The sequence below is a fragment of the Cupriavidus sp. 05N38 genome (genome assembly GCF_056397345.1).
In genome coordinates, this window is record NZ_JBFTNF010000035.1 from 50,838 (window position 1) to 73,436 (window position 22,599).

The 22,599-nt window shown below is 67.3% G+C and carries 20 protein-coding genes; 18 read left to right on the forward strand and 2 right to left on the reverse strand.

The window, feature by feature from the left end; genetic code table 11:
• Window positions 1–18: 18 nt before the first annotated feature.
• From AC1DK4_RS24295 to AC1DK4_RS24325, 7 genes are all read left to right on the forward strand, one after another.
• The gene (locus AC1DK4_RS24295; protein ID WP_441618580.1) at window positions 19–510 is read left to right on the forward strand and encodes an FKBP-type peptidyl-prolyl cis-trans isomerase; all 492 of its coding nucleotides are present in this window, start codon (window positions 19–21) and stop codon (window positions 508–510) included.
• A gap of 49 nt (window positions 511–559) precedes the next feature.
• Window positions 560–1,516 carry a 4-hydroxy-3-methylbut-2-enyl diphosphate reductase gene (gene ispH, locus AC1DK4_RS24300; protein ID WP_441618582.1) on the forward strand — a complete coding sequence of 319 codons (957 nt, stop codon included), beginning with the start codon at window positions 560–562 and terminating at the stop codon, window positions 1,514–1,516.
• 726 nt (window positions 1,517–2,242) lie between these two features.
• Window positions 2,243–3,448: a branched-chain amino acid ABC transporter substrate-binding protein gene (locus tag AC1DK4_RS24305; RefSeq protein WP_441618584.1), complete on the forward strand. Its 1,206-nt coding sequence runs from the start codon at window positions 2,243–2,245 to the stop codon at window positions 3,446–3,448.
• Window positions 3,449–3,655: 207 nt separating this feature from the next.
• Window positions 3,656–4,591: a branched-chain amino acid ABC transporter permease gene (locus tag AC1DK4_RS24310; protein WP_477131830.1), complete on the forward strand. Its 936-nt coding sequence runs from the start codon at window positions 3,656–3,658 to the stop codon at window positions 4,589–4,591.
• A gap of 11 nt (window positions 4,592–4,602) precedes the next feature.
• A complete protein-coding gene (locus tag AC1DK4_RS24315) occupies window positions 4,603–5,760 on the forward strand; it encodes an ABC transporter permease subunit (protein WP_441643502.1) in 1,158 nt (385 codons plus the stop codon).
• 13 nt (window positions 5,761–5,773) lie between these two features.
• The gene (locus tag AC1DK4_RS24320; RefSeq protein WP_441618590.1) at window positions 5,774–6,550 is read left to right on the forward strand and encodes an ABC transporter ATP-binding protein; all 777 of its coding nucleotides are present in this window, start codon (window positions 5,774–5,776) and stop codon (window positions 6,548–6,550) included.
• Window positions 6,551–6,560: 10 nt separating this feature from the next.
• A complete protein-coding gene (locus AC1DK4_RS24325) occupies window positions 6,561–7,277 on the forward strand; it encodes an ABC transporter ATP-binding protein (RefSeq protein WP_441618592.1) in 717 nt (238 codons plus the stop codon).
• A 107-nt stretch (window positions 7,278–7,384) separates the two neighbouring features.
• On the opposite strand, the gene AC1DK4_RS24330 is transcribed toward AC1DK4_RS24325, so the two are convergent.
• Together AC1DK4_RS24330 and AC1DK4_RS24335 are read right to left on the reverse strand one after the other, a co-directional pair.
• Complete coding sequence (locus tag AC1DK4_RS24330; protein WP_477131831.1) at window positions 7,385–8,572, reverse strand: acetylornithine transaminase; 1,188 nt, start codon at window positions 8,570–8,572, stop codon at window positions 7,385–7,387.
• A 288-nt stretch (window positions 8,573–8,860) separates the two neighbouring features.
• Window positions 8,861–9,916: a CDP-6-deoxy-delta-3,4-glucoseen reductase gene (locus tag AC1DK4_RS24335; RefSeq protein WP_441618596.1), complete on the reverse strand. Its 1,056-nt coding sequence runs from the start codon at window positions 9,914–9,916 to the stop codon at window positions 8,861–8,863.
• Between the two features lie 9 nt (window positions 9,917–9,925).
• On the opposite strand from AC1DK4_RS24335, the gene AC1DK4_RS24340 reads away from it, so the two are divergent.
• From AC1DK4_RS24340 to hutG, 11 genes are all read left to right on the forward strand, one after another.
• Window positions 9,926–10,918 carry an NAD-dependent epimerase/dehydratase family protein gene (locus tag AC1DK4_RS24340; protein ID WP_441618597.1) on the forward strand — a complete coding sequence of 331 codons (993 nt, stop codon included), beginning with the start codon at window positions 9,926–9,928 and terminating at the stop codon, window positions 10,916–10,918.
• 438 nt (window positions 10,919–11,356) lie between these two features.
• Window positions 11,357–12,322: an ABC transporter substrate-binding protein gene (locus tag AC1DK4_RS24345; RefSeq protein WP_441618599.1), complete on the forward strand. Its 966-nt coding sequence runs from the start codon at window positions 11,357–11,359 to the stop codon at window positions 12,320–12,322.
• Between the two features lie 13 nt (window positions 12,323–12,335).
• On the forward strand, window positions 12,336–13,217 hold the full coding sequence (locus tag AC1DK4_RS24350; protein ID WP_441618601.1) for an ABC transporter permease: 882 nt from the start codon (window positions 12,336–12,338) through the stop codon (window positions 13,215–13,217).
• Window positions 13,214–13,993, forward strand: a complete 780-nt coding sequence (locus AC1DK4_RS24355; protein WP_441618603.1) for an ABC transporter ATP-binding protein — start codon at window positions 13,214–13,216, stop codon at window positions 13,991–13,993. The genes AC1DK4_RS24350 and AC1DK4_RS24355 overlap by 4 nt, the downstream gene beginning before the upstream one ends.
• A 4-nt stretch (window positions 13,994–13,997) precedes the next feature.
• Complete coding sequence (gene hutC / locus AC1DK4_RS24360; protein ID WP_441618605.1) at window positions 13,998–14,771, forward strand: histidine utilization repressor; 774 nt, start codon at window positions 13,998–14,000, stop codon at window positions 14,769–14,771.
• A gap of 80 nt (window positions 14,772–14,851) precedes the next feature.
• Window positions 14,852–16,438, forward strand: coding sequence for a histidine ammonia-lyase (gene hutH / locus AC1DK4_RS24365; protein WP_441618607.1), 1,587 nt, complete (start codon window positions 14,852–14,854; stop codon window positions 16,436–16,438).
• A 45-nt stretch (window positions 16,439–16,483) separates the two neighbouring features.
• Window positions 16,484–18,205, forward strand: a complete 1,722-nt coding sequence (gene hutU / locus AC1DK4_RS24370) for a urocanate hydratase (RefSeq protein WP_441643504.1) — start codon at window positions 16,484–16,486, stop codon at window positions 18,203–18,205.
• Window positions 18,202–18,789 (forward strand): HutD/Ves family protein, encoded by a 588-nt coding sequence (locus tag AC1DK4_RS24375; protein WP_477131832.1) that lies wholly within the window; start codon window positions 18,202–18,204, stop codon window positions 18,787–18,789. Before hutU ends, AC1DK4_RS24375 begins: the two co-directional genes overlap by 4 nt.
• Complete coding sequence (hutI, locus tag AC1DK4_RS24380; RefSeq protein ID WP_441618613.1) at window positions 18,786–20,036, forward strand: imidazolonepropionase; 1,251 nt, start codon at window positions 18,786–18,788, stop codon at window positions 20,034–20,036. The genes AC1DK4_RS24375 and hutI overlap by 4 nt, the downstream gene beginning before the upstream one ends.
• Window positions 20,033–21,433, forward strand: coding sequence for a formimidoylglutamate deiminase (locus AC1DK4_RS24385; protein ID WP_441618615.1), 1,401 nt, complete (start codon window positions 20,033–20,035; stop codon window positions 21,431–21,433). The genes hutI and AC1DK4_RS24385 overlap by 4 nt, the downstream gene beginning before the upstream one ends.
• Before the next feature lie 109 nt (window positions 21,434–21,542).
• Window positions 21,543–22,355 (forward strand): N-formylglutamate deformylase, encoded by an 813-nt coding sequence (gene hutG, locus AC1DK4_RS24390; protein WP_441618616.1) that lies wholly within the window; start codon window positions 21,543–21,545, stop codon window positions 22,353–22,355.
• Window positions 22,356–22,599 lie beyond the last annotated feature (244 nt).

Consider the following 22,599-nt stretch of genomic DNA (forward strand, 5'->3'; position numbering starts at 1 on the left):
TCGACAGGTTGAGCACCCATGAATTTGCAAACTTTTGCGTCAGGGCCGCAGGACGGCGCCGCTGACGGTCGCAAGACCGTGCAGCCGGACTCCTTCCTGACCCTGCACTACAGCATTTCCCTCGAGAACGGCACGGAAATCGTCAGCACGTTCGAAGAGAAGCCCGCAACGCTGCTGCTGGGCCAGGGGCAGTTCGCGCCCACCCTGGAGCAAGCCCTGCTGGGCATGCCCGAGGGCGAGCGCATGACTTACCGCCTGGCGCCCGAGCACGCGTTCGGCCCGCGCAACCCGGAGCTGCTGCAACGGGTCTCGCTGAACACGCTGCGTGAAAACAGTTCGTTTGAAGAGGACTACACCCCGGGCGACCTGGTCGAGTTCAACGCGCCCGGCGGCGGCAAGTACGCCGGGGTGCTCAAGGAAATCGGCGAGACCTCGGCCCTGTTCGATTTCAACCACCCGCTCGCCGGACAGACTATCTTGTTCGACGTCCAGCTGATCGGCATTCTCTGATGCTGAACCAGGCCGGCCCAGCGCCGGCCGCATTGAACTGAATTCCTGCATGTCCGAACTCACCACAGCCGCCGATGCCGAGATCCTGATGGCGCAGCCCCGCGGCTTCTGCGCCGGCGTGGATCGCGCCATCGAGATCGTCGAGCGTGCCCTTGCCCGCTACGGCGCACCGATCTACGTGCGCCACGAGATTGTCCACAATGCCTATGTGGTGGAGGACCTGCGCCGCAAGGGTGCGATCTTCGTACAGGAACTCGAGGAAGTGCCGTCCGGCTCCACCGTCATCTTCAGCGCGCACGGCGTGTCCAAGGAAGTGCGTGCCGATGCGACCGTGCGCGGCCTCAACGTGTTCGACGCCACCTGTCCGCTGGTGACCAAGGTGCACGTCGAAGTGGGCAAGATGCGCGCCGAGGGTTGCGAGATCATCATGATCGGCCACGCCGGTCACCCCGAGGTCGAGGGCACCATGGGCCAGACCGAAGGCGGCATGCTGCTGGTCGAGTCCGCCGCCGATGTGGCCAGGCTGGAGGTGTCCAATCCGGATCGCCTGGCCTTCGTGACCCAGACCACGCTGTCGGTGGACGAGACGGTGGAGATCGTCGCCGCGCTCAAGGCGCGTTTCCCGCAGATCCGCGAGCCCAAGAAGCAGGATATCTGCTATGCCACGCAGAATCGCCAGGACGCGGTGAAGTTCATGGCGCCGCAGGTCGAGGTCGTGATCGTGGTGGGCAGCCCCAACAGCTCGAACTCCAACCGCCTGCGCGAACTGGCCGAGCGCCTGGGCGTGCCGGCCTACATGATCGATTCACCCGACCAGCTCCAGCCGGAATGGGTGGAAGGCAAGCGCCGCATCGGCCTGACCGCCGGCGCGTCGGCGCCCGAAGCGCTGGCGCAGTCCATCGTCGAACGCCTGCGCCTGCTTGGCGTGCGCAATGTGCGCGCGCTCGACGGCATCGAGGAAAAGATGTCGTTCCCCCTGCCGCGCGGCCTGGTCACGCCGGCCTGATCGCTGCCGCGATCGCTGGCATGGCCCGCTCCGGGCCATGCCAGCGCGCCGGCGCAACGCGCCGCGCGCCCCCTTGAGTCTCTTCCGTTTCCCTCGCTGGTTTCCTCCGCTGCGCTGCATGCGTGACGCCGTGCCGCATTCCGTCGGCGGCGCAGACGCCGTGCGCGCGGGCCATCCGCCTTGCCTCATGCCAATGCGCGGCCCCAGTGCCGAAGTGCACCGATATATTGCACGGGTATATCGCCGTCCAACACGCAATAATGCACAATCGCGGTGCGTCGTTTTCTTATGCTTGTCTGAACTATAAGACAAATTAGGGAATTCCCTAGAATTAGGAGTTTCCCTATTATGGTGCCGGACAAATAGCGTCTTCTATTAGGAGAGGCAGAGGCGGGCTCATATTAAATGAAACGCCTATTTAATACGGCTGGCCCGGGAGTGATGCAAACGCTGCAAAAGCCATGTGCGGGCAAAGGCGGGCACGAATCTTGTTAGTTACGAAGGCTAGCCCACAAGTAGGCGGGAATTGCCCCAATCTGTGCATTGGGGAAATTCCCTAGCTCATTTCGTGGGTTAATCATTCAGGTTGTTGCGTCGCATATTGCATCCGCAAAAAAAGGGGATACAATTCGCGCGTTTCAAATTGAAACTAAACTAAGGCGGTTCAGGGGAAACGTCCGGGGGGCGTTGGTTTACCCTGATCATGTGAATCCTAGGAGATCACTCATGCAAATCACGTTTGCCAAGATTCTGCCGATCGCAGCCGCAGTGGCGCTGGTTACTGCTTGCGGCAAGAAAGAAGAAAAGCCGGCTGACGCGGCAGCGTCCGCACCTGCAGCCGCAGCGGCACCCGCTGCCGGCGCCGGCGAAACCGTAGTCAAGATCGGCCACGCGGCTCCGCTCACCGGCGGTATCGCCCACCTTGGCAAGGACAATGAAAACGGCGCCCGCCTGGCCGTCGAAGAAGTCAACAAGGCAGGCCTGGAGATCAACGGCAAGAAGATCAAGCTCGAACTGGTCGGCGAAGACGACGCGGGCGATCCGAAGACCGGCACCTCCGTGGCGCAGAAGCTGGTCGACGAGAAGGTCGTGGCCGTGGTCGGCCACCTGAACTCGGGCGTATCGATCCCGGCCTCCAAGATCTACAGCGATGCCGGCATCGTCCAGATCTCGCCGTCGTCGACCAACCCCGACTACACCAAGCAAGGCTTCAAGACCACGTTCCGCGTGGTCGCGACCGACGCCCAGCAAGGTCCGGCACTGGCCAACTACGCCACCAAGAGCCTGCACGCCAAGACCGTGGCCATCGTCGACGACGCCACCGCCTACGGCAAGGGCCTGGCCGACGAGTTCGAGAAGACCGCCAAGGCTTCGGGCGTGAACGTGGTGGCGCGTGAAGCCACCAACGACAAGGCCACCGACTTCAAGGCCATTCTGACCAAGATCAAGGGCAAGAAGCCGGACGTGATCATGTACGGCGGCATGGACGCCACCGGCGGCCCGTTCGCCAAGCAGGCCAAGGAACTCGGCATCGGCGCCAAGATCGTTGGCGGCGACGGCGTGTGTACCGACAAGGTGGCCGAACTGGCTGGCGATGCCGTGTCCAACATCATCTGCTCGGAAGCCGGTCTGGCTCTGTCGAAGATGGAGCAGGGCGCCGACTTCGACAAGCGCTACCAGGCTCGCTTCAACGCGCCGGTGCAGATCTACGCACCGTTCACCTATGACGCCGTGATGGTCATCGTCGACGCCATGAAGCGCGCCAACTCGACCGAACCGGCTGCCATCCTGGCCGAAGTGCCCAAGACGAACTACAAGGGCCTGATCGGCAACATCGCCTTCGACGAGAAGGGCGACATGAAGGAAGGCACGATCACCCTTTACGAGTACAAGGACAAGAAAAAGACCGTCCTCGACGTCGTGAAGATGTAATCCGGGCTTACCGGCCCATCCGAACGGCACCGCGAGCACTTTGCGGTGCCGTTTTTTTAGCCTCGCCAAACGTACAGCATCCTTACCATGGGTGAACTAGGCAGGCCGCTTACCAGCACATAAACACACTACCAAACCACTCACACACCACCGTCCGCCCGGCAACCACTCCATGCCGCGGGACTTCGGACGGAGCAAGGAGTTTTCATGGATATCTTTATCCAGCAGATCGTGAATGGTCTGGTGCTCGGCAGCATCTATGYGCTGATTGCACTTGGCTACACCATGGTCTACGGCATTCTCGGGATCATCAACTTCGCCCACGGCGACGTCCTGATGATCGGCGCGCTGACCGCCCTCTCAGCCATTCTCGGCATCCAGAAAATCGCCCCGGGCCTGCCCGAGTGGCTCACCCTCGTCATTGCCACGCTGATCGCCATGCCGGTCTGCGCGGTGCTCGCGTACACCATCGAGCGGGTTGCCTACCGGCCGTTGCGCAATGCGCCGCGGCTCGCCCCGCTGATCACCGCCATCGGCGTATCCATCATCCTGCAGACGATGGGCATGCTGATCTGGTCGCGCAACCCGCTCACCTTCCCGCAACTGCTGCCGTCGGAGCCGATCGATATCGGGTCGACCGGCGCGACGATCACGGGCAAGGAAATGGTCATCATCGGCATGGCCGTGATGGTCATGGCCGGCCTGCTGGCCCTGGTCAACCGCACCAAGCTCGGCCGCGCGATGCGCGCCACCGCCGAGAACCAGAAGGTGGCGGGCCTGATGGGCGTGAACCCGAACTTCGTGATCTCCGCCACCTTCATGATCGGCGCCACGCTGGCCGCGCTGGCCGGCGTGATGATGGCCACCAACTACGGTAACGCCCACTTCTACATGGGCTTCATCCCGGGCCTGAAGGCGTTCACCGCCGCGGTGCTGGGCGGCATCGGCAACCTCGCCGGCGCCATGGTCGGCGGCATGCTGCTGGGCCTGATCGAAGCGCTGGGCGCCGGCTATATCGGCGACCTCACCAACGGAGTATTCGGCTCCAACTACCAGGACGTGTTCGCCTTCATCGTGCTGATCATCGTCCTTGTCTTCCGACCGTCCGGCATCATGGGCGAGCGGGTTTCCGAACGCGCCTGAGGAGAGAATCCATGAATGCCCCGATTCCATCCACGGCGCAACCCGCGCCGCTGACCAAGACGCCGGCCAAGACCATGGCCGCGCTGCTTGCCTTCCTGGTGATCGCCCTGTGCGCGCCGTTCCTCGTGCAGACGCTGGGCGGCAACTACTGGGTGCGCGTGCTCGACTTCGCGCTGATCTACATCATGCTGGCCCTGGGCCTGAACATCGTGGTGGGCTTCGCCGGCCTGCTCGATCTCGGCTACATCGCCTTCTATGCGGTCGGTGCCTACCTGATGGCGCTGCTCGGCTCGCCGCACCTGGCCAACCAGTTCGAATGGATCCACAACCTGTTCCCGAACGGGTTGCACCTGTCGATGTGGTTCGTCCTGCCGATCGCCGTGGCGGTGGCGGCCACGTTCGGCGTGCTGCTCGGCGCACCAACGCTCAAGCTGCGCGGTGACTACCTGGCCATCGTGACGCTGGGCTTCGGCGAGATCATCCGCATTTTCATGAACAACCTCGATCGCCCGATCAACATCACGAACGGGCCGAAGGGGATCACCGCGGTGGACCCGGTCCATATCTTCGGCTTCGATTTCTCGAAGTCGCACGAGATCTTCGGGCTCAAGTTCACGCCGGTGTTCATGTACTACTACCTGCTGGTGGTGCTGGTGATCGCCATCGTGTTCATCTGCCTGCGCTTGCAGAACTCGCGCATCGGCCGCGCCTTCGTGGCCATCCGCGAGGACGAGATCGCCGCCAAGGCGATGGGCATCAACACCCGCAACATCAAGCTGCTGGCCTTTGCCATGGGCGCGTCGTTCGGCGGCGCGTCGGGCGCGGTGTTCGGCGCGTTCCAGGGCTTCGTCTCGCCGGAATCGTTCGTGCTGTGGGAGTCGATCTACATCCTCGCCATCGTGGTGCTGGGCGGCATGGGCCATATCCCGGGCGTGATCCTGGGCGGCATCCTGCTGGTCGGCTTCCAGGAGCTGCTGCGTGTCGTGGCCGAGCCGGTACAGCGCCTGATCTTCGGCCACGCCATCGTCGACGCCGAAGTGCTGCGCCAGTTGCTGTTCGGCCTGGCGCTGGTGGGCGTGATGCTGTATCGCCCGGCCGGCCTGTGGCCGTCGCCGCGCAAGGAAGACCGCCCGGTGGTTCGCCGTCCGGGCAGTGTCGGCCGTTTCTGACCAGGAGGATGAGATGAGCAATGGAAACTTCCTCCTGTCGGTACAGGGGGTCAACAAGCGATTCGGCGGGCTTCAGGCCCTGTGCGAAGTGGGCCTGCAGATCAATCCGGGCGAGATCTACGGACTGATCGGTCCCAACGGCGCCGGCAAGACCACGTTCTTCAACGTGATCACCGGCCTCTACACGCCGGACTCGGGCGAGTTCACGCTGGGTGGCGAGCCCTACCAGCCCACCGCCGTGCATGAGGTGGCCAAGGCGGGCATTGCCCGCACGTTCCAGAACATCCGCCTGTTCGGCGAGATGACCGCGCTGGAAAACGTCATGGTGGGCCGCCACGTGCGCACCAAGGCCGGCCTGTTCGGCGCCATCTTCCGTCCGCCGCAGGTGCGGCGCGAGGAGGAGGGCATCGAGGACATGGCGCACGACCTGCTCGAGTACGTAGGCATCGGCAAGTACGCCAACTTCACCGCGCGCAACCTCTCGTACGGCCACCAGCGCCGCCTCGAGATCGCACGCGCCCTCGCCACCGAACCCAAGCTGCTCGCGCTCGACGAGCCGGCGGCCGGCATGAACGCCACCGAGAAGGTGGAGCTGCGCGGGCTGCTCGACAAGATCCGCTCGGATGGCAGGACCATCCTGCTGATCGAGCACGATGTGAAGCTGGTGATGGGCCTGTGCAACCGCCTGACCGTGCTCGACTACGGCAAGGTGATCGCACAGGGCCTGCCGCAAGAGGTCCAGAGCAATCCAGCGGTGATCGAGGCTTACCTCGGTACGGCGGCGCACTGAGGGCGAGACGATGAAAGACACACTACTGAAGATTTCCGGCCTCAAGGTGGCCTACGGCGGCATCCAGGCCGTCAAGGGCATCGACCTCGAGATCCGCGAAGGCGAGCTCGTCACGCTGATCGGCGCCAACGGCGCCGGCAAGACCACCACCATGAAGGCCATCACCGGCCTGCAGGGCTGGGCCGGCGGCGATGTCGAGTACATGGGCAAGTCCATCAAGGGCGTGCCCAGCTACAAGCTGCTCAAGCAGGGGCTGGCGATGGTGCCGGAAGGCCGCGGCGTGTTCGCGCGCATGACCATCACCGAGAACCTGCAGATGGGCGCGTACACGCGTGACGACGAGGGCGGCATCAAGTCCGACATCGACCGCATGTTCGGCATCTTCCCGCGCCTGAAGGAGCGCGCCAACCAGCTCGCCGGCACCATGTCCGGCGGCGAGCAGCAGATGCTGGCGATGGCGCGCGCGCTGATGAGCCAGCCCAAGCTGCTGCTGCTGGACGAGCCGTCGATGGGCCTCTCGCCGATCATGGTCGAGAAGATCTTCGAGGTCGTGCGCGCGGTGTCGGCGCAGGGCGTGACCGTGCTGCTCGTCGAGCAGAACGCGCGCCTGGCGCTGCAGGCCGCGCATCGCGGCTACGTGATGGAGTCCGGCCTGGTCACCATGAGCGGCGACGCCAAGCAGATGCTGGACGATCCGAAGGTGAGGGCGGCTTACCTGGGCGAGTGATCGTCCGCGCCGCGCCATGAAAAAGCCCCGCAGCGATGAACTGCGGGGCTTTTTCTTTCTGTGCCGGCCTGCGCCGGCCGCGGCCGGCGCGGCGACGCAGCCGCGGCTCAGGCCAGCTTCTTGAGCAGCGTGCGCAGCATGCCGATCATCTGGTCGATCTCTTCGGTGGTGACGTTCAGCGCGGGCATGAAGCGCAGCAGGTTGGGGCGCGGCGAATTCAGCAGCAGGCCTTGCGGCTGCATGTCGCGCGCTTCTTCCACGATCTGCGGGCCGATGTCCTTGTCCAGCACCAGCGCGCGCAGCAGGCCTTCGCCGCGTTCGCCGCCCAGGCCGAACTCGGACGACAGCGCCAGCAACTGCTCGCGCAAGTAGGCGCCTTTCTCCTGCACGCTCTGCAGGAAGCCGGGCGCGCTCAACTGCGCCATCACGGCGCTGCCGACCGCGGTCATCACCGGGTTGCCATTGTAGGTGCCGCCCTGGTCGCCGGCCTCGAAGCTGGCCACTTCGGCCTTGCACAGCAGGGCCGCCAGCGGCACGCCGCCGCCGATGCCCTTGCCCAGCGTCATGATGTCCGGCTCCACGCCCGACAGCACGTACGCGAACATCGGGCCGCAGCGCCCGCAGCCGGTCTGCACTTCATCGACGATGAACAGCAGCTTGTGCTTGTCGGCCAGCTTGCGCAGGCCCTGCATGAATTCGCGCGAGGCGGGGATCACGCCGCCWTCGCCCTGCACCGGTTCGAGCATGATGCCCACGGTCTTGTCGGTGATCAGCTTCTCCACCGAGGCCAGGTCGTTGAGGTCCGCCTTGGGGAAGCCCGGCACCTGCGGGGCGAAGATGGTGTCCCAGCCGGCCTTGCCCGACGCGCTCATGGTGGCGAGCGTGCGGCCATGGAAGCTGTGGTCCATGGTGATGATCTCGTACGCGCCGTCCTTGTGCTTGCGGCCCCATTTGCGTGCCAGCTTGATCGCGCCTTCGTTGGCCTCGGCGCCGCTGTTGGTGAAGAAGACCTTGTCGAAGCAGCTGCTGTCGGTGAGCTGCCTGGCCAGCCTGAGCATGGGCTCGTTGTAGAACGCCGGGCTCGGGTTGAACAGCTTTTGCGATTGCGCCACCAGCGCATCGATCATGCCCTGGTTTGAGTGTCCCAGGCAATTGACCGCCCAGCCTTGCACGAAGTCCAGGTATCGCTTGCCGTTATGGTCCGTGAGCCACGAGCCCTTGCCTTCGGTGAAGACCAGTTCGGGCCGGTTGGTGATGTACATCAGGGATTGGACGGGATACTCAGCAAATGCCATGGCGGACTCCAAGGGTCGGCGTGAAACAGGGGAGAGGAGAGGGAACCGGCACGCGCAAGAACGCGCGCAAAAACAAAAAGCCACGGGGGTTGCCCGTGGCTTGTCGATCTGAACAAAAGCGATGGACGGTCAGCCGCGCGGCACCCCGGTGGGGAGCATCGTACGGAAGCTGCGTCGGACCATAGCGTAGTTCATGGCGGCAAATATAAGGCGCATGCGCCCGGCTGTCAAAACGAATTTTCAACGGGCCGGGCATTGTTGTCGCGCTGGGACTGCGTCCGGTGGCGCTCAGGCCGCCGGGGCCGGGTGCATGTCGGCCTCCGAGGTGAACGAGTCGGCGAAGAAGGCGTCCTCGTGCAGGTCGCAGCGCAGGGAGAAGTCCTTGCGCGCTGCATTGACCATCACCGGCGCGCCGCAGGCGTAGACCTCGAAGCCTGCCATGTCGGGGTGGTCTTCCATCACCGCCTCGTGGACAAAACCGGTGCGGCCGTCCCAGTCGTCGGCGGGCTGCGCGTTCGAGATCACGGGCACGTAGCGGAAGTTGGGCAGATCGCGCGCCCACTGTTCGCACAGCGCGTTCATGTACAGGTCGGCCGGGCGGCGGCCGCCCCAGTACAGCGTCATCGGCCGCGTGATGCCGGTGTAGGCGACGTGCTCGACGATCGCCTTGATCGGCGCGAAGCCCGTGCCCGAAGCCAGCAGGATGATGGGCTTTTCGGAGTCTTCGCGCAGGAAGAAGCTGCCGAGCGGGCCTTCGAAGCGCAGGATGTCGCGCTCCTTCATGACCGGCTGGCCTTCCCTGGCGCCGAACACGTAGTCGGTGAACGTGCCGCCGGGCATATGGCGGAAGTGCAGCTCGATCGGACCCTCCTGGTGCGGCGGCGTGGCGATCGAATAGCTGCGGCGCTTGCCGTCGCGCAGCAGGAACTCCACGTACTGGCCGGCCAGGTACTGCATGCGCTCGGTGGCGGGCAGCTGCAGGCGGGCGATAATGACGTCGTCGGCCACGCGCTCCAGGCTCGCCACGCGGCACGGCACCTTCTTGATGGGGATGTCGCCCGCGCCCTGCACCTCGCGGCATTCGATGGTGATGTCCGAGCTGGCCGTGGCGCAGCAGAACAGCGCACGGCCCTCCGTCTCTTCCTGCGCCGACAGCGCGGAAGCGGCATGATCGCCCTGGACAACGCTGCCGGCGGTGACGCGGCCCTTGCAGGAGCCGCATGCGCCGTTCTTGCAGCCGTAGGGCAGGCCGATGCTGTGGCGCAGGGCCGCCGCGAGGATGGTTTCATCAGCGGCTGCTTCGAACTGGCGCCCGCTGGGCATGACGGTAACTTGGTAAGCCATAATCACTGTATGAGCAAAAATCTGTCGCGACGCCGCCTGGGCCGGCCGCGCCTGCTGATCGTAGGCTGCGGGGACGTGGGCACGCGCTGCCTTCGTATTCTTTCGACGCGCTGGCGCGTCTTTGCCACCACTTCGCAGCCATCGCGCAGCCGTGAGCTGCGCGACAACGGCGCCGTGCCGCTGCTGGCCGACCTGGACCGGCCCGCCACGCTGGCGCGCCTTGCCGGGCTGGCCGGTCGCGTACTGCACCTGGCGCCGCCGCCGGCCAGCGGCGAGGGCGACCCCCGCACCGCGGCGCTGTTGCGCGTATTGCGGCGGGGCGCCTGGCGGCGCTCGCCGGCGCGTGCCGGCGGCTGGTCTGCCAAGCCCGCCATTCTACCCGAGCGGGGCGGCAGGGGGGCCGGCGGCGGCCGCGGTAAACGGGCTGCGCGTCCTGCCTTCGTCTATGCGAGCACCTCCGGCGTGTACGGCGACCGCGCCGGCGCGCGGCTCAAGGAATCCCACCCGGTGCGCCCGCAGACGGCGCGCGCGCGGCGCCGCGTGGCGGCCGAGCGTATCGTGCGCGAATTCGGCCGCGACGCCGGCTGGCGCGCGTCGATCGTGCGCATTCCCGGCATCTATGCCGAAAACCGCCTGCCGCTGGCCCGGCTGGCCAAGGGCACGCCGGCGCTGGCGCCGCAGGACGACGTCTATACCAACCACATCCACGCACTGGACCTGGCCCGCACCATGGTGGCCGCGCTGTTTCGGGGCCGCGCCCAGCGCGTGGTGCACGCCAGCGACGACTCCGAGATGCGCATGGCAGACTACTTCGACCTGGTCGCGGACCGCCGTGGCCTGCCGCGTCCCCCGCGGCTGAATCGCGCGCAACTGCGCGACGTGGTGGAGCCCGCCTTGCTCAGCTTCATGAGCGAGTCGCGCCGGCTCGACAACCTTCGCCTCAAGCGCGAACTGCGCCTGCGCCTGCGCTATCCCACGGTGGCGTCCTTCTTCGACGCCTGACGCCCCCCGAGGCTCCCCCCGGCCACTTTCCTGTGATGCCTGCTGCCCGCCGCGTTCGCCCGCGGTGGCACGGCATTTGCGTTCAGCACGCCCCATTCGATCCTGTATAGACAGTACGCGGCAAATGCGTGATGCGGGGCACCGGCGTGGTGCGCGCGGCGTTTCCCGCGCTGGAAGCCGCCCTGCGTTGACGCATGGCGGGGAGCGGCCGGTGCGGCACGATGGCATGGCCGGCGCGCCCTGGCAGCCAAGTGCCGGTTAAGCCAGTGCGGTGCCCGCCCTCGGGTTAACTACTGCATTGACTTGTATATACAGGGTTGCTAAATTGCCTGGCAAATGACCGGCGCCGCAGGTACGGCGCCGCCCCGAGCCGGGCGATGCGGCTGCTGCCAAGGCTGGCGCGGCCCTCGTTCGCATCACACCAAAGGAGCCAGGAAGATGGGATTTCGTATCCGTAGCGGTTTCTCGCTAGCCGCGTTCGCCGCCGTTGCCATGCTGGGTGCCGCCGGCACCGCGCAGGCGCAAGCCACGCAAGTCACGCTGGGCATGAGTGGCTGGACCGGCTTCGCGCCGCTGACGCTGGCCGACAAGGCCGGCATCTTCAAGAAGCACGGCGTGGACGTCGACATCAAGATGATCCCGCAGAAGGACCGCCACCTCGCGCTGGCCTCCGGCGCCATCCAGTGCGCGGCCACCACGGTGGAAACCCACGTGGCCTGGAACGCCAACGGCGTGCCCATCACCCAGATCGTCCAGCTCGACAAGTCCTACGGCGCCGACGGCCTTGCCGTGCGCGCCGACGTCAAGGGCTTCGCCGATCTCAAGGGCAAGACCGTGGGCGTCGATGCGCCGGGTACCGCCCCGTACTTCGGCCTGGCCTGGATGCTCAAGAAGAACGGCATGAGCCTGAAGGACGTCAAGACCACCACGCTGTCGCCGCAGGCGGCCGCGCAGGCCTTCGTTTCCGGCCAGAACGATGCGGCCATGACCTATGAGCCATATCTCTCCAGCGTCCGCCAGAACCCGGACAAGGGCAAGATCCTCGCCACCACGCTCGACTACCCGATGGTGATGGACACCCTGGGCTGCGCGCCCAAGTGGCTCAAGGACAATCCCCGCGCCGCGCAGGCGCTGGTCGACAGCTACTTCGAGGCGCTCGACATGATCAAGACCGAGCCGGCCAAGGCCAACGACATCATGGGCGCGGCCGTCAAGCAAAGCGGCGAGCAGTTCGCCAAGTCGTCGGCCTACCTGCGCTGGCAGGACCGCGACGCCAACCGCAAGTTCTTCGGCGGCGAGCTGGCCAGCTTCAGCAAGGAAGCCGCGCAGGTGCTGCTGGACATCGGCGTGATCCGCCAGGTGCCCGACGTCACGGCGCTGTACGACGCGCGCTTCATCAAGTAAGGAAGGCGGTGCCATGTCGCAGGCTCATCTCGGTTCTTCCCCCGCTCCCGCCGGCTCCCCGGCGGCCAAGCCGTCCATGACGGCGCCGCCGGCCGCGCCGGCGCGCCGCCACCCCTGGCTGGCGCCGCTGGCGCCGGTCTCCCAGCGCGCGCGCTGGACGCTGGGGCTGCTGTTCTTCGTGCTGTTCTTCGGCGTGTGGGCGGCGGTGACCCTGGGCGGCATGGTGCCGCGCACCTTCCTGGCCGATCCCATGACCATGGCGCGCGAAGGCGTGCTGCTGTTCGCCGAGTACAACTTCATCGGCGACATCGGCATGACCGTGTGGCGCGTGCTGGGCGGCTTCGTGCTGGCCGCCGCGCTGGCCGTGCCGCTGGGCATCTTCATGGGCGCGTACAAGGCGGCGGAAGCGTTCTTCGAGCCCTTCGTCTCGTTCTGCCGCTACCTGCCAGCCTCGGCSTTCATCCCGCTGCTGATCCTGTGGGCCGGCATCGGCGAGGCGCAGAAGGTGCTGGTGATCTTCATTGGTTCGTTCTTCCAGATCGTGCTGATGGTGGCGGTGACCGTGGGCGGCGCGCGCCGCGACCTGGTGGAGGCGGCCTACACGCTGGGCGCCACCAGCCGCGGCATCGTGCGGCGCGTGCTGATTCCGGGCGCCGCGCCGGAGATCGCCGAGATCCTGCGCCTGGTGCTGGGCTGGGCCTGGACCTACGTGATCGTGGCCGAGCTGATCGGCTCGTCCTCCGGCATCGGCCACATGATCACCGACAGCCAGGCGCTGCTCAACACCGGGCAGATCATCTTCGGCATCATCGTGATCGGCTGCATCGGCCTGGTCTCCGACCTGGCATTCAAGCTGGCCAACCAGCGCCTGTTCCCGTGGAGTTCGATCAAATGAGCGCGCTGTCGATCCAGCAGGTCTCGCGTACCTTCGTCAATCCGCGCGGCGGCCAGACCGTGGCGCTGCAGCCCACCGACTTCGAGGTGGCGGACAACGACTTCGTCACCATCCTCGGCCCCTCGGGCTGCGGCAAGTCCACGCTGCTGCGCATCGTGGCCGGGCTCGACGTGCCTACCACCGGGCGCGTGCTGCTCGACGGCCAGCCGGTCACCGGCCCCGGCGCGGAGCGCGGCATGGTGTTCCAGTCGTACACGCTGTTCCCGTGGCTGACCATCGAACAGAACGTGCGCTTCGGCCTGCGCGAGCGCGGCATGAGCGAGGCCGAGCAGCGCGAGCGCAGCGACTTCTTCATCCAGCGCGTGGGCCTGCGCGGCTTCGAGCACCATTTCCCCAAGCAGCTCTCGGGCGGCATGCAGCAGCGCACGGCGATCGCGCGGGCGCTGGCCAACGACCCCAAGATCCTGCTGCTCGACGAGCCGTTCGGCGCGCTCGACAACCAGACCCGCGTGCTGATGCAGGAACTGCTGCTGGGCATCTGGGAGGCGTCGCGCAAGACCGTGCTGTTCGTCACCCACGATATCGACGAGGCCATCTTCATGGCCAACCGCGTGGCGGTGTTCTCGGCGCGGCCAGGCCGCATCAAGCGCACCATCGATGTGGATTTCCCGCACCCGCGCCACTACACCATCAAGACCTCGCCGGCGTTCTCCGAACTCAAGGCGCTGCTGACCGAGGAAATCCGCGCCGAAGCCATGGCCGCGGCCGAGCACTGAATCCATGAAACCCGCCACCGCCGCCCGCCGGGGCGTCCCCGACGCCGCTCCCGCTGCCCTGTACCAGCAGGTCAAGGAGTACATCGCGCGCCAGATCCAGAGCCGCGCGTGGCAGCCGGGCGACCGCGTGCCGTCCGAGCAGGAGCTTGTCACCCGCTTCGGCGTGTCGCGCATGACGGTCAACCGCGCGCTGCGCGAACTGGCCGAGCAGGGCAGGGTGGTGCGCGTGGCCGGCGTGGGCACGTTCGTGGCCGAGCACAAGCCGCAGTCCACGCTGCTCAGCGTGGTCAACCTGCAGGACGAGATCCGCATGCGCGGCCATGACTACGCCTGCGACGTCATGGTGGTGGAGCGTGTTGCCGCATCCATCGAGGTGGCCGCGGCGCTCGACCTGCGCACCGGCGAATCGGTGTTCCACTCGGTGTGCGTGCACCGCGAGGACGGCGTGCCGATCCAGCTCGAAGACCGCTATGTGAATCCGCGCGTGGCGCCGGACTTCATCAACCAGGATTTCGCCGCGGCCAGCGCCATGAAGCCCGGCGAATACCTGCTGCGCCACGTGCCCTACGACCAGATCGAACATGTGGTGGACGCCATCGCCGCCACGCCCGAGCAGGCCGCGCAGCTGGAAATGCCCGGCAACCAGCCGTGCCTGCTGCTGACCCGCCGCACCTGGACCGGCGGCACCCCCGTCACCTTTGTGCGCTGCCTGCATCCAGGCAGCCGATACCGCCTCGGCAGCCGCTTCCGCGCCGATGGCAACCCGGCCTTCGGCTAACCCGCCGAGCGCCGAATTTTTTCGCAAAGCCACCCGGACAACCCAATTCCGAACCCGGCTGTATAGACAGGGATATACAAATGACAGACACCAGCACTAGCCCCAAGCAACAATCCTCCCGCCCGCTGCTCACTCTGCAGCCCGGCACCGTCACGCTGGCAGACCTGCGCCGCATCCATCGCGGCGAAGTGCGCCTGGCCATGGACGATGCCGCCTGGGCCGGCGTGCGCGCGTCGCAGGCCACCGTGCAGGACATCATCGATGCCGACGCCGTGGTCTATGGCATCAACACCGGCTTCGGCAAGCTGGCGCAGACGCGCATCCCGCACGACAAGCTGGCCGAGCTGCAGCGCAACCTGGTGCTGTCGCACAGCGTGGGCACCGGCGCTGATCTCGCGCCCGACACCGTGCGCCTGGTGCTGGCGACCAAGGCCGTGAGCCTGGCGCGCGGCCATTCGGGCATCCGCCCCGAGATCATCGAAGCGCTGCTGGCGCTGGCCAACCACGGCGTCACGCCGTGCATCCCCGCCAAGGGCTCGGTCGGCGCCTCGGGCGACCTGGCGCCGCTGGCGCATATGTCGTGCACGCTGATCGGCGTGGGCGAGGTGATGATCGATGGCCAGCGCCGCCCCGCCGCAGAAGGGCTGGCCCACGCCGGGCTGGCGCCGTTCACGCTGGGCCCCAAGGAAGGGCTGGCGCTGCTCAACGGCACCCAGGTTTCCACCGCGCTGGCGCTGGCCGGCCTGTTCGCCGCCGAGGACCTGCTGGCCGCCGGGCTGGTGGCGGGCGCGCTGTCGCTCGAAGCCATCAAGGGTTCGGTCAAGCCGTTCGACGCGCGCATCCACGCCGCGCGCGGCCAGCCTGGCCAGATCGCCGTGGCCGGCGCGGTGCGCGCGCTGCTCGACGGCAGCAAGATCGTCGATTCGCACCAGACCTGCGGCCGCGTGCAGGACCCGTACTCGATCCGCTGCCAGCCGCAGGTGATGGGCGCCTGCCTGGACAACCTGCAGCACGCCGCGCGCGTGCTCGGCATCGAGGCCAACGCTGCCTCGGACAACCCGCTGGTGTTCCCCGAACAGGGCGACGTGATCTCCGGCGGCAACTTCCACGCCGAGCCGGTGGCCTTCGCCGCCGACATCATCGCGCTGGCGATCGCGGAGATCGGCGCCATCTCCGAGCGCCGCCTGGCGTTGCTGCTGGACACCGGCCTGTCCGGCCTGCCGCCGTTCCTGGTGCGCGACGGCGGCCTCAACTCCGGCTTCATGATCGCGCAGGTCACGGCCGCCGCGCTGGCCTCCGAGAACAAGGCGCTGGCGCATCCGTCCAGCGTGGACAGCTTGCCCACCTCGGCCAACCAGGAGGACCATGTGTCGATGGCCACCTACGGCGCGCGCCGCCTGGGCGAGATGGCGGAGAACACCGCCGTGGTGGTCGGCATCGAAGCCATGGCCGCCGCGCAGGGCATCGAATTCCACCGCCCGCTGCAGTCCTCGCCGCTGATCGAAAGCGAGCTGGCACGCATCCGCGCGCGCGTAGCCTTCGTCGAAGGCGACCGCTACCTGGCGCCGGACATCGAGGCGATGAAGCAGTGGGTCAGGCAGGGCGACGCTGGCGCGGGCTGGCCGGCGGCGGTGCGGGCCGTGCTGCCGTCGTATGCCACGGCCTGAGGCCGGACCACGCAGGTGAAACCAGACACGCAGGAGAGACCTCACATGAATGCCAACGAACACCAATTCACCCAGGCCGCGGCCCAGCGCGGCCCGCGCGAGATCCGCGCGCCGCACGGCACCCAGCTGCATTGCAAGAACTGGCTGATCGAAGCCGCCTACCGCATGGTCCAGAACAACCTGGACCCGGACGTGGCCGAGCGCCCGCAGGACCTGGTGGTGTATGGCGGCATCGGCAAGGCAGCACGCAACTGGGAATGCTTCGACGCCATCCTCGACAGCCTGCGCCGCCTGGGCGAGGACGAGTCGCTGCTGGTGCAGTCCGGCAAGCCGGTCGGCGTGTTCCGCACCCATGCCGACGCGCCGCGCGTGCTGATCGCCAACTCCAACCTGGTGCCGCACTGGGCCACCTGGGACAAGTTCAACGAGCTCGACCGCGCCGGCCTGATGATGTACGGCCAGATGACCGCCGGCTCGTGGATCTACATCGGCACGCAGGGCATCGTGCAAGGCACCTATGAAACCTTCGTCGAGGCCGGCCGCCAGCACTACGGCGGCGACCTCGCCGGCAAGTGGATCCTGACCGCGGGCCTCGGCGGCATGGGCGGCGCACAGACGCTGGCCGGCGTGCTGGCCGGTGCCTGCGTGCTGGCCATCGAATGCCAGGAGTCGCGCATCGACTTCCGCCTGCGCACGCGCTACGTGGACAAGAAAGCCACCAGCATCGACGAAGCGCTGGCCATGATCGGTGAAGCCACGCGCAACAAGGAGGCCATCTCGGTCGGCCTGCTCGGCAACGCCGCCGAGATCCTGCCGGAACTGGTCCGGCGCGCGCAGGCCGGCGGCATGCGCCCCGACATCGTCACCGACCAGACCTCCGCGCACGACCTCGTCAACGGCTACCTGCCCGAAGGCTGGAGCGTGCCGCAATGGGAAGCCGCGCGCACGGCCGAGCCGAAATCCGTCGAGGCCGCCGCCAGGGCCTCCATCGTCAAGCACGTGAACGCCATGCTGGCATTCCAGCAGATGGGCGTGCCCACGCTGGACTACGGCAACAATATCCGCCAGGTGGCATTCGATGAAGGCGTGCAGAACGCCTTCGACTTCCCCGGTTTCGTGCCGGCCTATATCCGCCCGCTGTTCTGCCGCGGCAAGGGTCCGTTCCGCTGGGTGGCGCTGTCCGGCGACCCCGAGGACATCTACAAGACCGACGCCAAGATGAAGGAGCTGTTCCCCGAGGACAAGTCCCTGCACCGCTGGCTCGACATGGCGCGCGACCGCATCGCCTTCCAGGGCCTGCCTGCGCGCATCTGCTGGGTGGGGCTGGACGAGCGCCACCGCGCCGGCCTGGCCTTCAACGAGATGGTCAGGAACGGCGAGCTGAAGGCGCCCATCGTGATCGGCCGCGACCACCTGGATACCGGCTCGGTCGCCAGCCCCAACCGCGAGACCGAAGCCATGCGCGACGGCTCCGACGCGGTTTCCGACTGGCCGCTGCTCAATGCGTTGCTCAACACCGCGGGCGGCGCCACCTGGGTCAGCCTGCATCACGGCGGCGGCGTCGGCATGGGTTTCTCGCAACATGCGGGCGTGGTGATCGTGTGCGACGGCACCGATGCCGCTGCCAAACGCATCGAGCGCGTGCTCTGGAACGATCCCGCCACCGGCGTGATGCGACATGCGGATGCGGGCTACGAAAGCGCCATCGAATGCGCGCACGAGAAGGGCCTCGATCTGCCGATGCTGCCGAAGGCCAAGGGCGCATGAACGGCGCGCAACGCTTCTCGCTCGCCGCGCTGGCGCCGCGGCCGTGGAAGAACGGCGGCGGCGTCACGCGCGAGATCGCGGCCTTCCCGCCCGGCGCCGGCATGGATACGTTCCTGTGGCGCGTGAGCGTGGCGGACATCGCCGCCGACGRCCCGTTCTCGGCCTTCCCGGGCATCGACCGCCAGATCGTGCTGCTCGATGGCGCGGGCGTGCGCCTGCTGGCCGATGACGGCAGCTTCGACCATCGCCTCGATGCGGTCGGCGTGCCGTTCGCCTTCGCCGGCGAGCGCGGCGTGCAGGCCACGCTGATCGATGGTGCCACGCGCGATTTCAATGTCATGACGCGCCGCGGCCAGTGCCGCGCCGGCGTGGTTGCGCAGCATGGCGATTTCACCGTCGCGCCCGGCACGGATGCGGTGCTGCTGTTCGTCATCGCGGGCACATGGCGCCTTGGCGATGCGGAACTCGCCTGCGGCGATGGCCTGCTGTTTGCCACCGGCGCGGCCGCCGCGCAGCAATTGCGTGCCATGGAAGGCCCCGCGCGCTGCCTGTGCGTCACCCTCGCAATGGAGAAAGCCCAATGAATCAGAATCCGGCGCAGGCCACTTCGGCCGACGGCGTCTGGCACCGCTGCCACCTGCTGCCCGATGCCGATCCCGCCAACGCCATCCGCGACGCGGCGCTGGTCGTGCGGCAAGGCCTCATCGCCTGGCTGGGACCACTCGCCGAACTGCCGGCAGACTACGCCAGCCTGCCGCGCCACGACGCCGGCAATGCCTGGATCACGCCGGGCCTGGTCGATTGCCATACCCACCTGGTCTACGGCGGGCAGCGCGCCGACGAATTCGCCATGCGCCTGGCCGGTGCCGGCTATGAAGAAATCGCGCGCGCCGGCGGCGGCATCGTCTCCACCGTGCGCGCCACCCGCGCCGCCGACGAAGACACGCTGTTCGCGCTCGCCGCCGGGCGCCTGGCGCCGCTGCTGGCCGAGGGCGTGACCGCGCTCGAGATCAAGTCCGGCTACGGCCTGGACCTCGCCACCGAGCGCAAGCAACTGCGCGTGGCGCGCCGCCTGGGCGAAGCCTTCGGCGTCACGGTGCACACCACCTTCCTCGGCGCACACGCGCTGCCGCCGGAATACGCCGGCCGCGCCGACGACTACATCGCGCTGGTGTGCGACACCATGATGCCGGCGCTGGCCGGGGAAGGGCTGGTCGATGCCGTGGACGCCTTCTGCGAATCGGTCGGCTTCAGCCTGGCGCAGACCGGGCGCGTGTTCGAGGCCGCGGCGCGCCACGGCCTGCGCGTCAAGCTCCATGCCGAGCAACTGAGCAACCTCGGCGGCAGCGCGCTGGCCGCGCGCCACCAGGCACTTTCCGCCGATCATCTGGAACATCTGGACGAAGCGGGCGTGGCCGCCATGGCCGAGTCCGGCACGGTGGCGGTCCTGCTGCCCGGCGCCTATTATTTCCTGCGTGACACCAAGCTGCCGCCGCTTGCGCTGCTGCGCCAGTACGGCGTGCCGATGGCGATCTCCACCGACCACAATCCCGGTACCTCGCCGGTCACTTCGCTGCTGCTGATGATGAATATGGCGTGCACCCTGTTCAGGATGACCGTGCCGGAAGTGCTGGCGGGCGTCACGCGGCATGCCGCGCGCGCACTGGGCGCGGCCGACCGGCATGGCTTGCTGGCGGCCGGGCGCGCCGCCGATTTCGTGCTGTGGCAGGTCGACTCTCCCGCCGAGCTGGCTTACTGGTTCGGCCGCAATCCGGCCGCGGCGGTGGTGCGGCAAGGCCGCGTCTATCCGGCCAAGGGAGCCCAGGCATGAGCGCCAGCCAGTTGTTTGCCGCCGAGGCGCTGCTGCCCCAGGGCTGGGCGCGCGACGTGCTGCTGCAATGGGATGACAGCGGCCGCCTCACCACCGTGCAGGCCGGTGCCGTTGCCGCGGCGGGCGTGCCGCGCGCCGCCGGCCCGGTGCTGCCCGGGATGCCCAACCTGCATTCGCACGCCTTCCAGCGCGGCTTCGCCGGCCTGACCGAGTACCGCAGCGATGCGGCCGGCGACAGCGGCGAGAGCGACTCCTTCTGGAGCTGGCGCAGGCTGATGTACCAGTTCGCGCTGCGGCTCTCGCCCGACACGCTGGAAGCCATCGCCACGCAGCTCTATATCGAGATGCTGCGCGCCGGCTACACCAGCGTGTGCGAGTTCCACTACGTGCATCACGCCGAGGACGGCAAGCCCTACGCCGATCCCGCCGAGATGTCGCTGCGCCTGCTGCGCGCGGCACACAATGCCGGCATCGGCATCACGCTGCTGCCGGTGCTGTACCAGAGCGCCGGCTTCGGCGGCAAGCCCGCGCTGGCCGAACAGCGCCGCTTCCTGCACGAGACCGGCGCCATGCTCGACCTGCTTGCACGGCTGGCTCCGCATTGCCACGGACAGGCGCGCCTGGGGCTGGCCCCGCACTCGCTGCGCGCGGTGCCGCCGCAAAGCCTGGCCGAAGCCGTGGCCGGCCTGCACGCGATGGACGCGCACGCCCCGGTGCATATCCATATCGCCGAGCAGCAGCGCGAGGTGGACGAATGCATCACGCTCACCGGCACGCGCCCGGTGGCCTGGCTGCTCGACCATGCCGAGGTCGACGCGCGCTGGTGCCTGGTGCACGCCACCCACATGGACTGGGACGAACGGCGGCGCCTGGCGCACAGCGGCGCGGTGGCCGGCATCTGCCCCACCACCGAGGCCAATCTCGGCGACGGCGTGTTCGAGGCCGCGCCCTACCTGGCGCAGGGCGGCGTGTGGGGCATCGGCTCGGACAGCCACGCCAGCGTCAGCGTGGCGGAAGAACTGCGGCTGTTCGAGTACGGCCAGCGCCTCGGCCTGCAGCGCCGCAATGTGCTGGCATCCGAGACGCACCGCCAGGTGGCGGACCGTCTCTACCTCGACGCCGCGGCCGGCGGCGCGCGCGCTTCTGGCCGTGCCATCGGCGCGCTGGCGGTCGGGCAGCAGGCGGACTTCGCCGTGCTCGACGGCGCGCATCCGGCCCTGGCCGGCCTCGCCGGCAGCCAGGCGCTGGCGGTCCATGTGTTCGCCAGCCACGGGCATGAGACACTAGCGGAAGTCCGCACCGCCGGCCGCATCCGGGTGCAGCATGGCGCTCACCCCCTGCAGGCGCAGTCAGGCGAGCGTTTCGCCGCTGCCCGTGCCAGCCTGCTGACCGACTGAATCCCGGCGCCGCCTCGCGTGCCGATGCTTGACGCTACAAGCTTCTGGCGCGCAAGCGGGCGGCACAGGATCGGACCCAACGGCAACATCAAGCAGCAAACAATACGATATGTCCTTCTCGACCGATACCCCCGCCTTCATGCTCCATCGCGGCACCCGCCCGCTGCTGGTGTCGATGCCGCATGTCGGCACCCATCTGCCTGCCTCCGTGTCCGGCCGCCTCACGGCCGAGGCGCGCACCGTGCCCGATACCGACTGGCACCTCGAGCGTCTCTACGATTTCGCGCGCGAACTCGGCGCCTCCATCCTGGTGGCCACGCACTCGCGCTACGTGGTGGACCTGAACCGCCCGCCCGACAACGCCAACCTCTATCCCGGCCAGGACACCACCGGCCTGTGCCCGGTCGATACCTTCGACAAGACCCCGGTCTACGCCGACGGCAGCCTGCCCACCGACGACGAGATCGCCGCGCGCCGCGAAGCTGTCTGGCAACCGTACCACGCCGCCATTCGCGCGGAACTCGCCCGCCTGCAGGCCGAGCACGGCACCATCGCGCTGTGGGACGCGCATTCGATCCGCTCGGTGCTGCCGCGTTTCTTCGAGGGCAAGCTGCCGGACTTCAATCTCGGCACCGCCGACGGCGCGAGCTGCGACCTGGAGCTCGCCAGCCAGTTGCTGGACATCGCCAGCGCCGTGCCGGGCCACACCGCGGTGCTGAACGGGCGCTACAAGGGCGGCTATATCACCCGCCAGTACGGCGCGCCCGCGCAAGGCGTGCATGCCGTGCAGCTGGAGCTGACGCAGTCGGCGTATATGAGTGAGGTTTATCCGTTTGCTTATGAGGAGGCGCTGGCTACGCGGATCCAGCCCGCGTTGCGGGTGATGTTGGAGACTGTATTGGGGTTTGTTGAGGCGCGTTGAGTTTGTGTTATTTGATTTTTTATGGTTTTGGCGGGGGGTGGTGTTTTGAGGTCGATAGGTTTTGACATCAAAGTCAAGGTCTTAACGTCAACGTCAGCTTCAAAGTCAAAGTCAAAGGCTTTCGCTCCCCCGGAGCGACCTACTTTCTTTTTTCCGAAAAGAAAGTAGGCAAAGAAAGCGGACTGCCTGGCCGGCAGGGGCAGAGCCGAACAGTGTTACTGAGGCTGGAGGTTTCGTGGTGGGG

Excerpts from the sequence above, each read along its gene's own strand:
- AC1DK4_RS24295 (WP_441618580.1), top strand. The coding sequence starts at position 19 with ATGAATTTGCAAACTTTTGCGTCAGGGCCGCAGGACGGCGCCGCTGAC.
- ispH (WP_441618582.1), top strand. The coding sequence starts at position 560 with ATGTCCGAACTCACCACAGCCGCCGATGCCGAGATCCTGATGGCGCAG.
- AC1DK4_RS24305 (WP_441618584.1), top strand. The coding sequence starts at position 2,243 with ATGCAAATCACGTTTGCCAAGATTCTGCCGATCGCAGCCGCAGTGGCG.
- AC1DK4_RS24315 (WP_441643502.1), top strand. The coding sequence starts at position 4,603 with ATGAATGCCCCGATTCCATCCACGGCGCAACCCGCGCCGCTGACCAAG.
- AC1DK4_RS24320 (WP_441618590.1), top strand. The coding sequence starts at position 5,774 with ATGAGCAATGGAAACTTCCTCCTGTCGGTACAGGGGGTCAACAAGCGA.
- AC1DK4_RS24325 (WP_441618592.1), top strand. The coding sequence starts at position 6,561 with ATGAAAGACACACTACTGAAGATTTCCGGCCTCAAGGTGGCCTACGGC.
- AC1DK4_RS24335 (WP_441618596.1), bottom strand. The coding sequence starts at position 9,916 with ATGGCTTACCAAGTTACCGTCATGCCCAGCGGGCGCCAGTTCGAAGCA.
- AC1DK4_RS24340 (WP_441618597.1), top strand. The coding sequence starts at position 9,926 with ATGAGCAAAAATCTGTCGCGACGCCGCCTGGGCCGGCCGCGCCTGCTG.
- AC1DK4_RS24345 (WP_441618599.1), top strand. The coding sequence starts at position 11,357 with ATGGGATTTCGTATCCGTAGCGGTTTCTCGCTAGCCGCGTTCGCCGCC.
- AC1DK4_RS24355 (WP_441618603.1), top strand. The coding sequence starts at position 13,214 with ATGAGCGCGCTGTCGATCCAGCAGGTCTCGCGTACCTTCGTCAATCCG.
- hutC (WP_441618605.1), top strand. The coding sequence starts at position 13,998 with ATGAAACCCGCCACCGCCGCCCGCCGGGGCGTCCCCGACGCCGCTCCC.
- hutH (WP_441618607.1), top strand. The coding sequence starts at position 14,852 with ATGACAGACACCAGCACTAGCCCCAAGCAACAATCCTCCCGCCCGCTG.
- hutU (WP_441643504.1), top strand. The coding sequence starts at position 16,484 with ATGAATGCCAACGAACACCAATTCACCCAGGCCGCGGCCCAGCGCGGC.
- hutI (WP_441618613.1), top strand. The coding sequence starts at position 18,786 with ATGAATCAGAATCCGGCGCAGGCCACTTCGGCCGACGGCGTCTGGCAC.
- AC1DK4_RS24385 (WP_441618615.1), top strand. The coding sequence starts at position 20,033 with ATGAGCGCCAGCCAGTTGTTTGCCGCCGAGGCGCTGCTGCCCCAGGGC.
- hutG (WP_441618616.1), top strand. The coding sequence starts at position 21,543 with ATGTCCTTCTCGACCGATACCCCCGCCTTCATGCTCCATCGCGGCACC.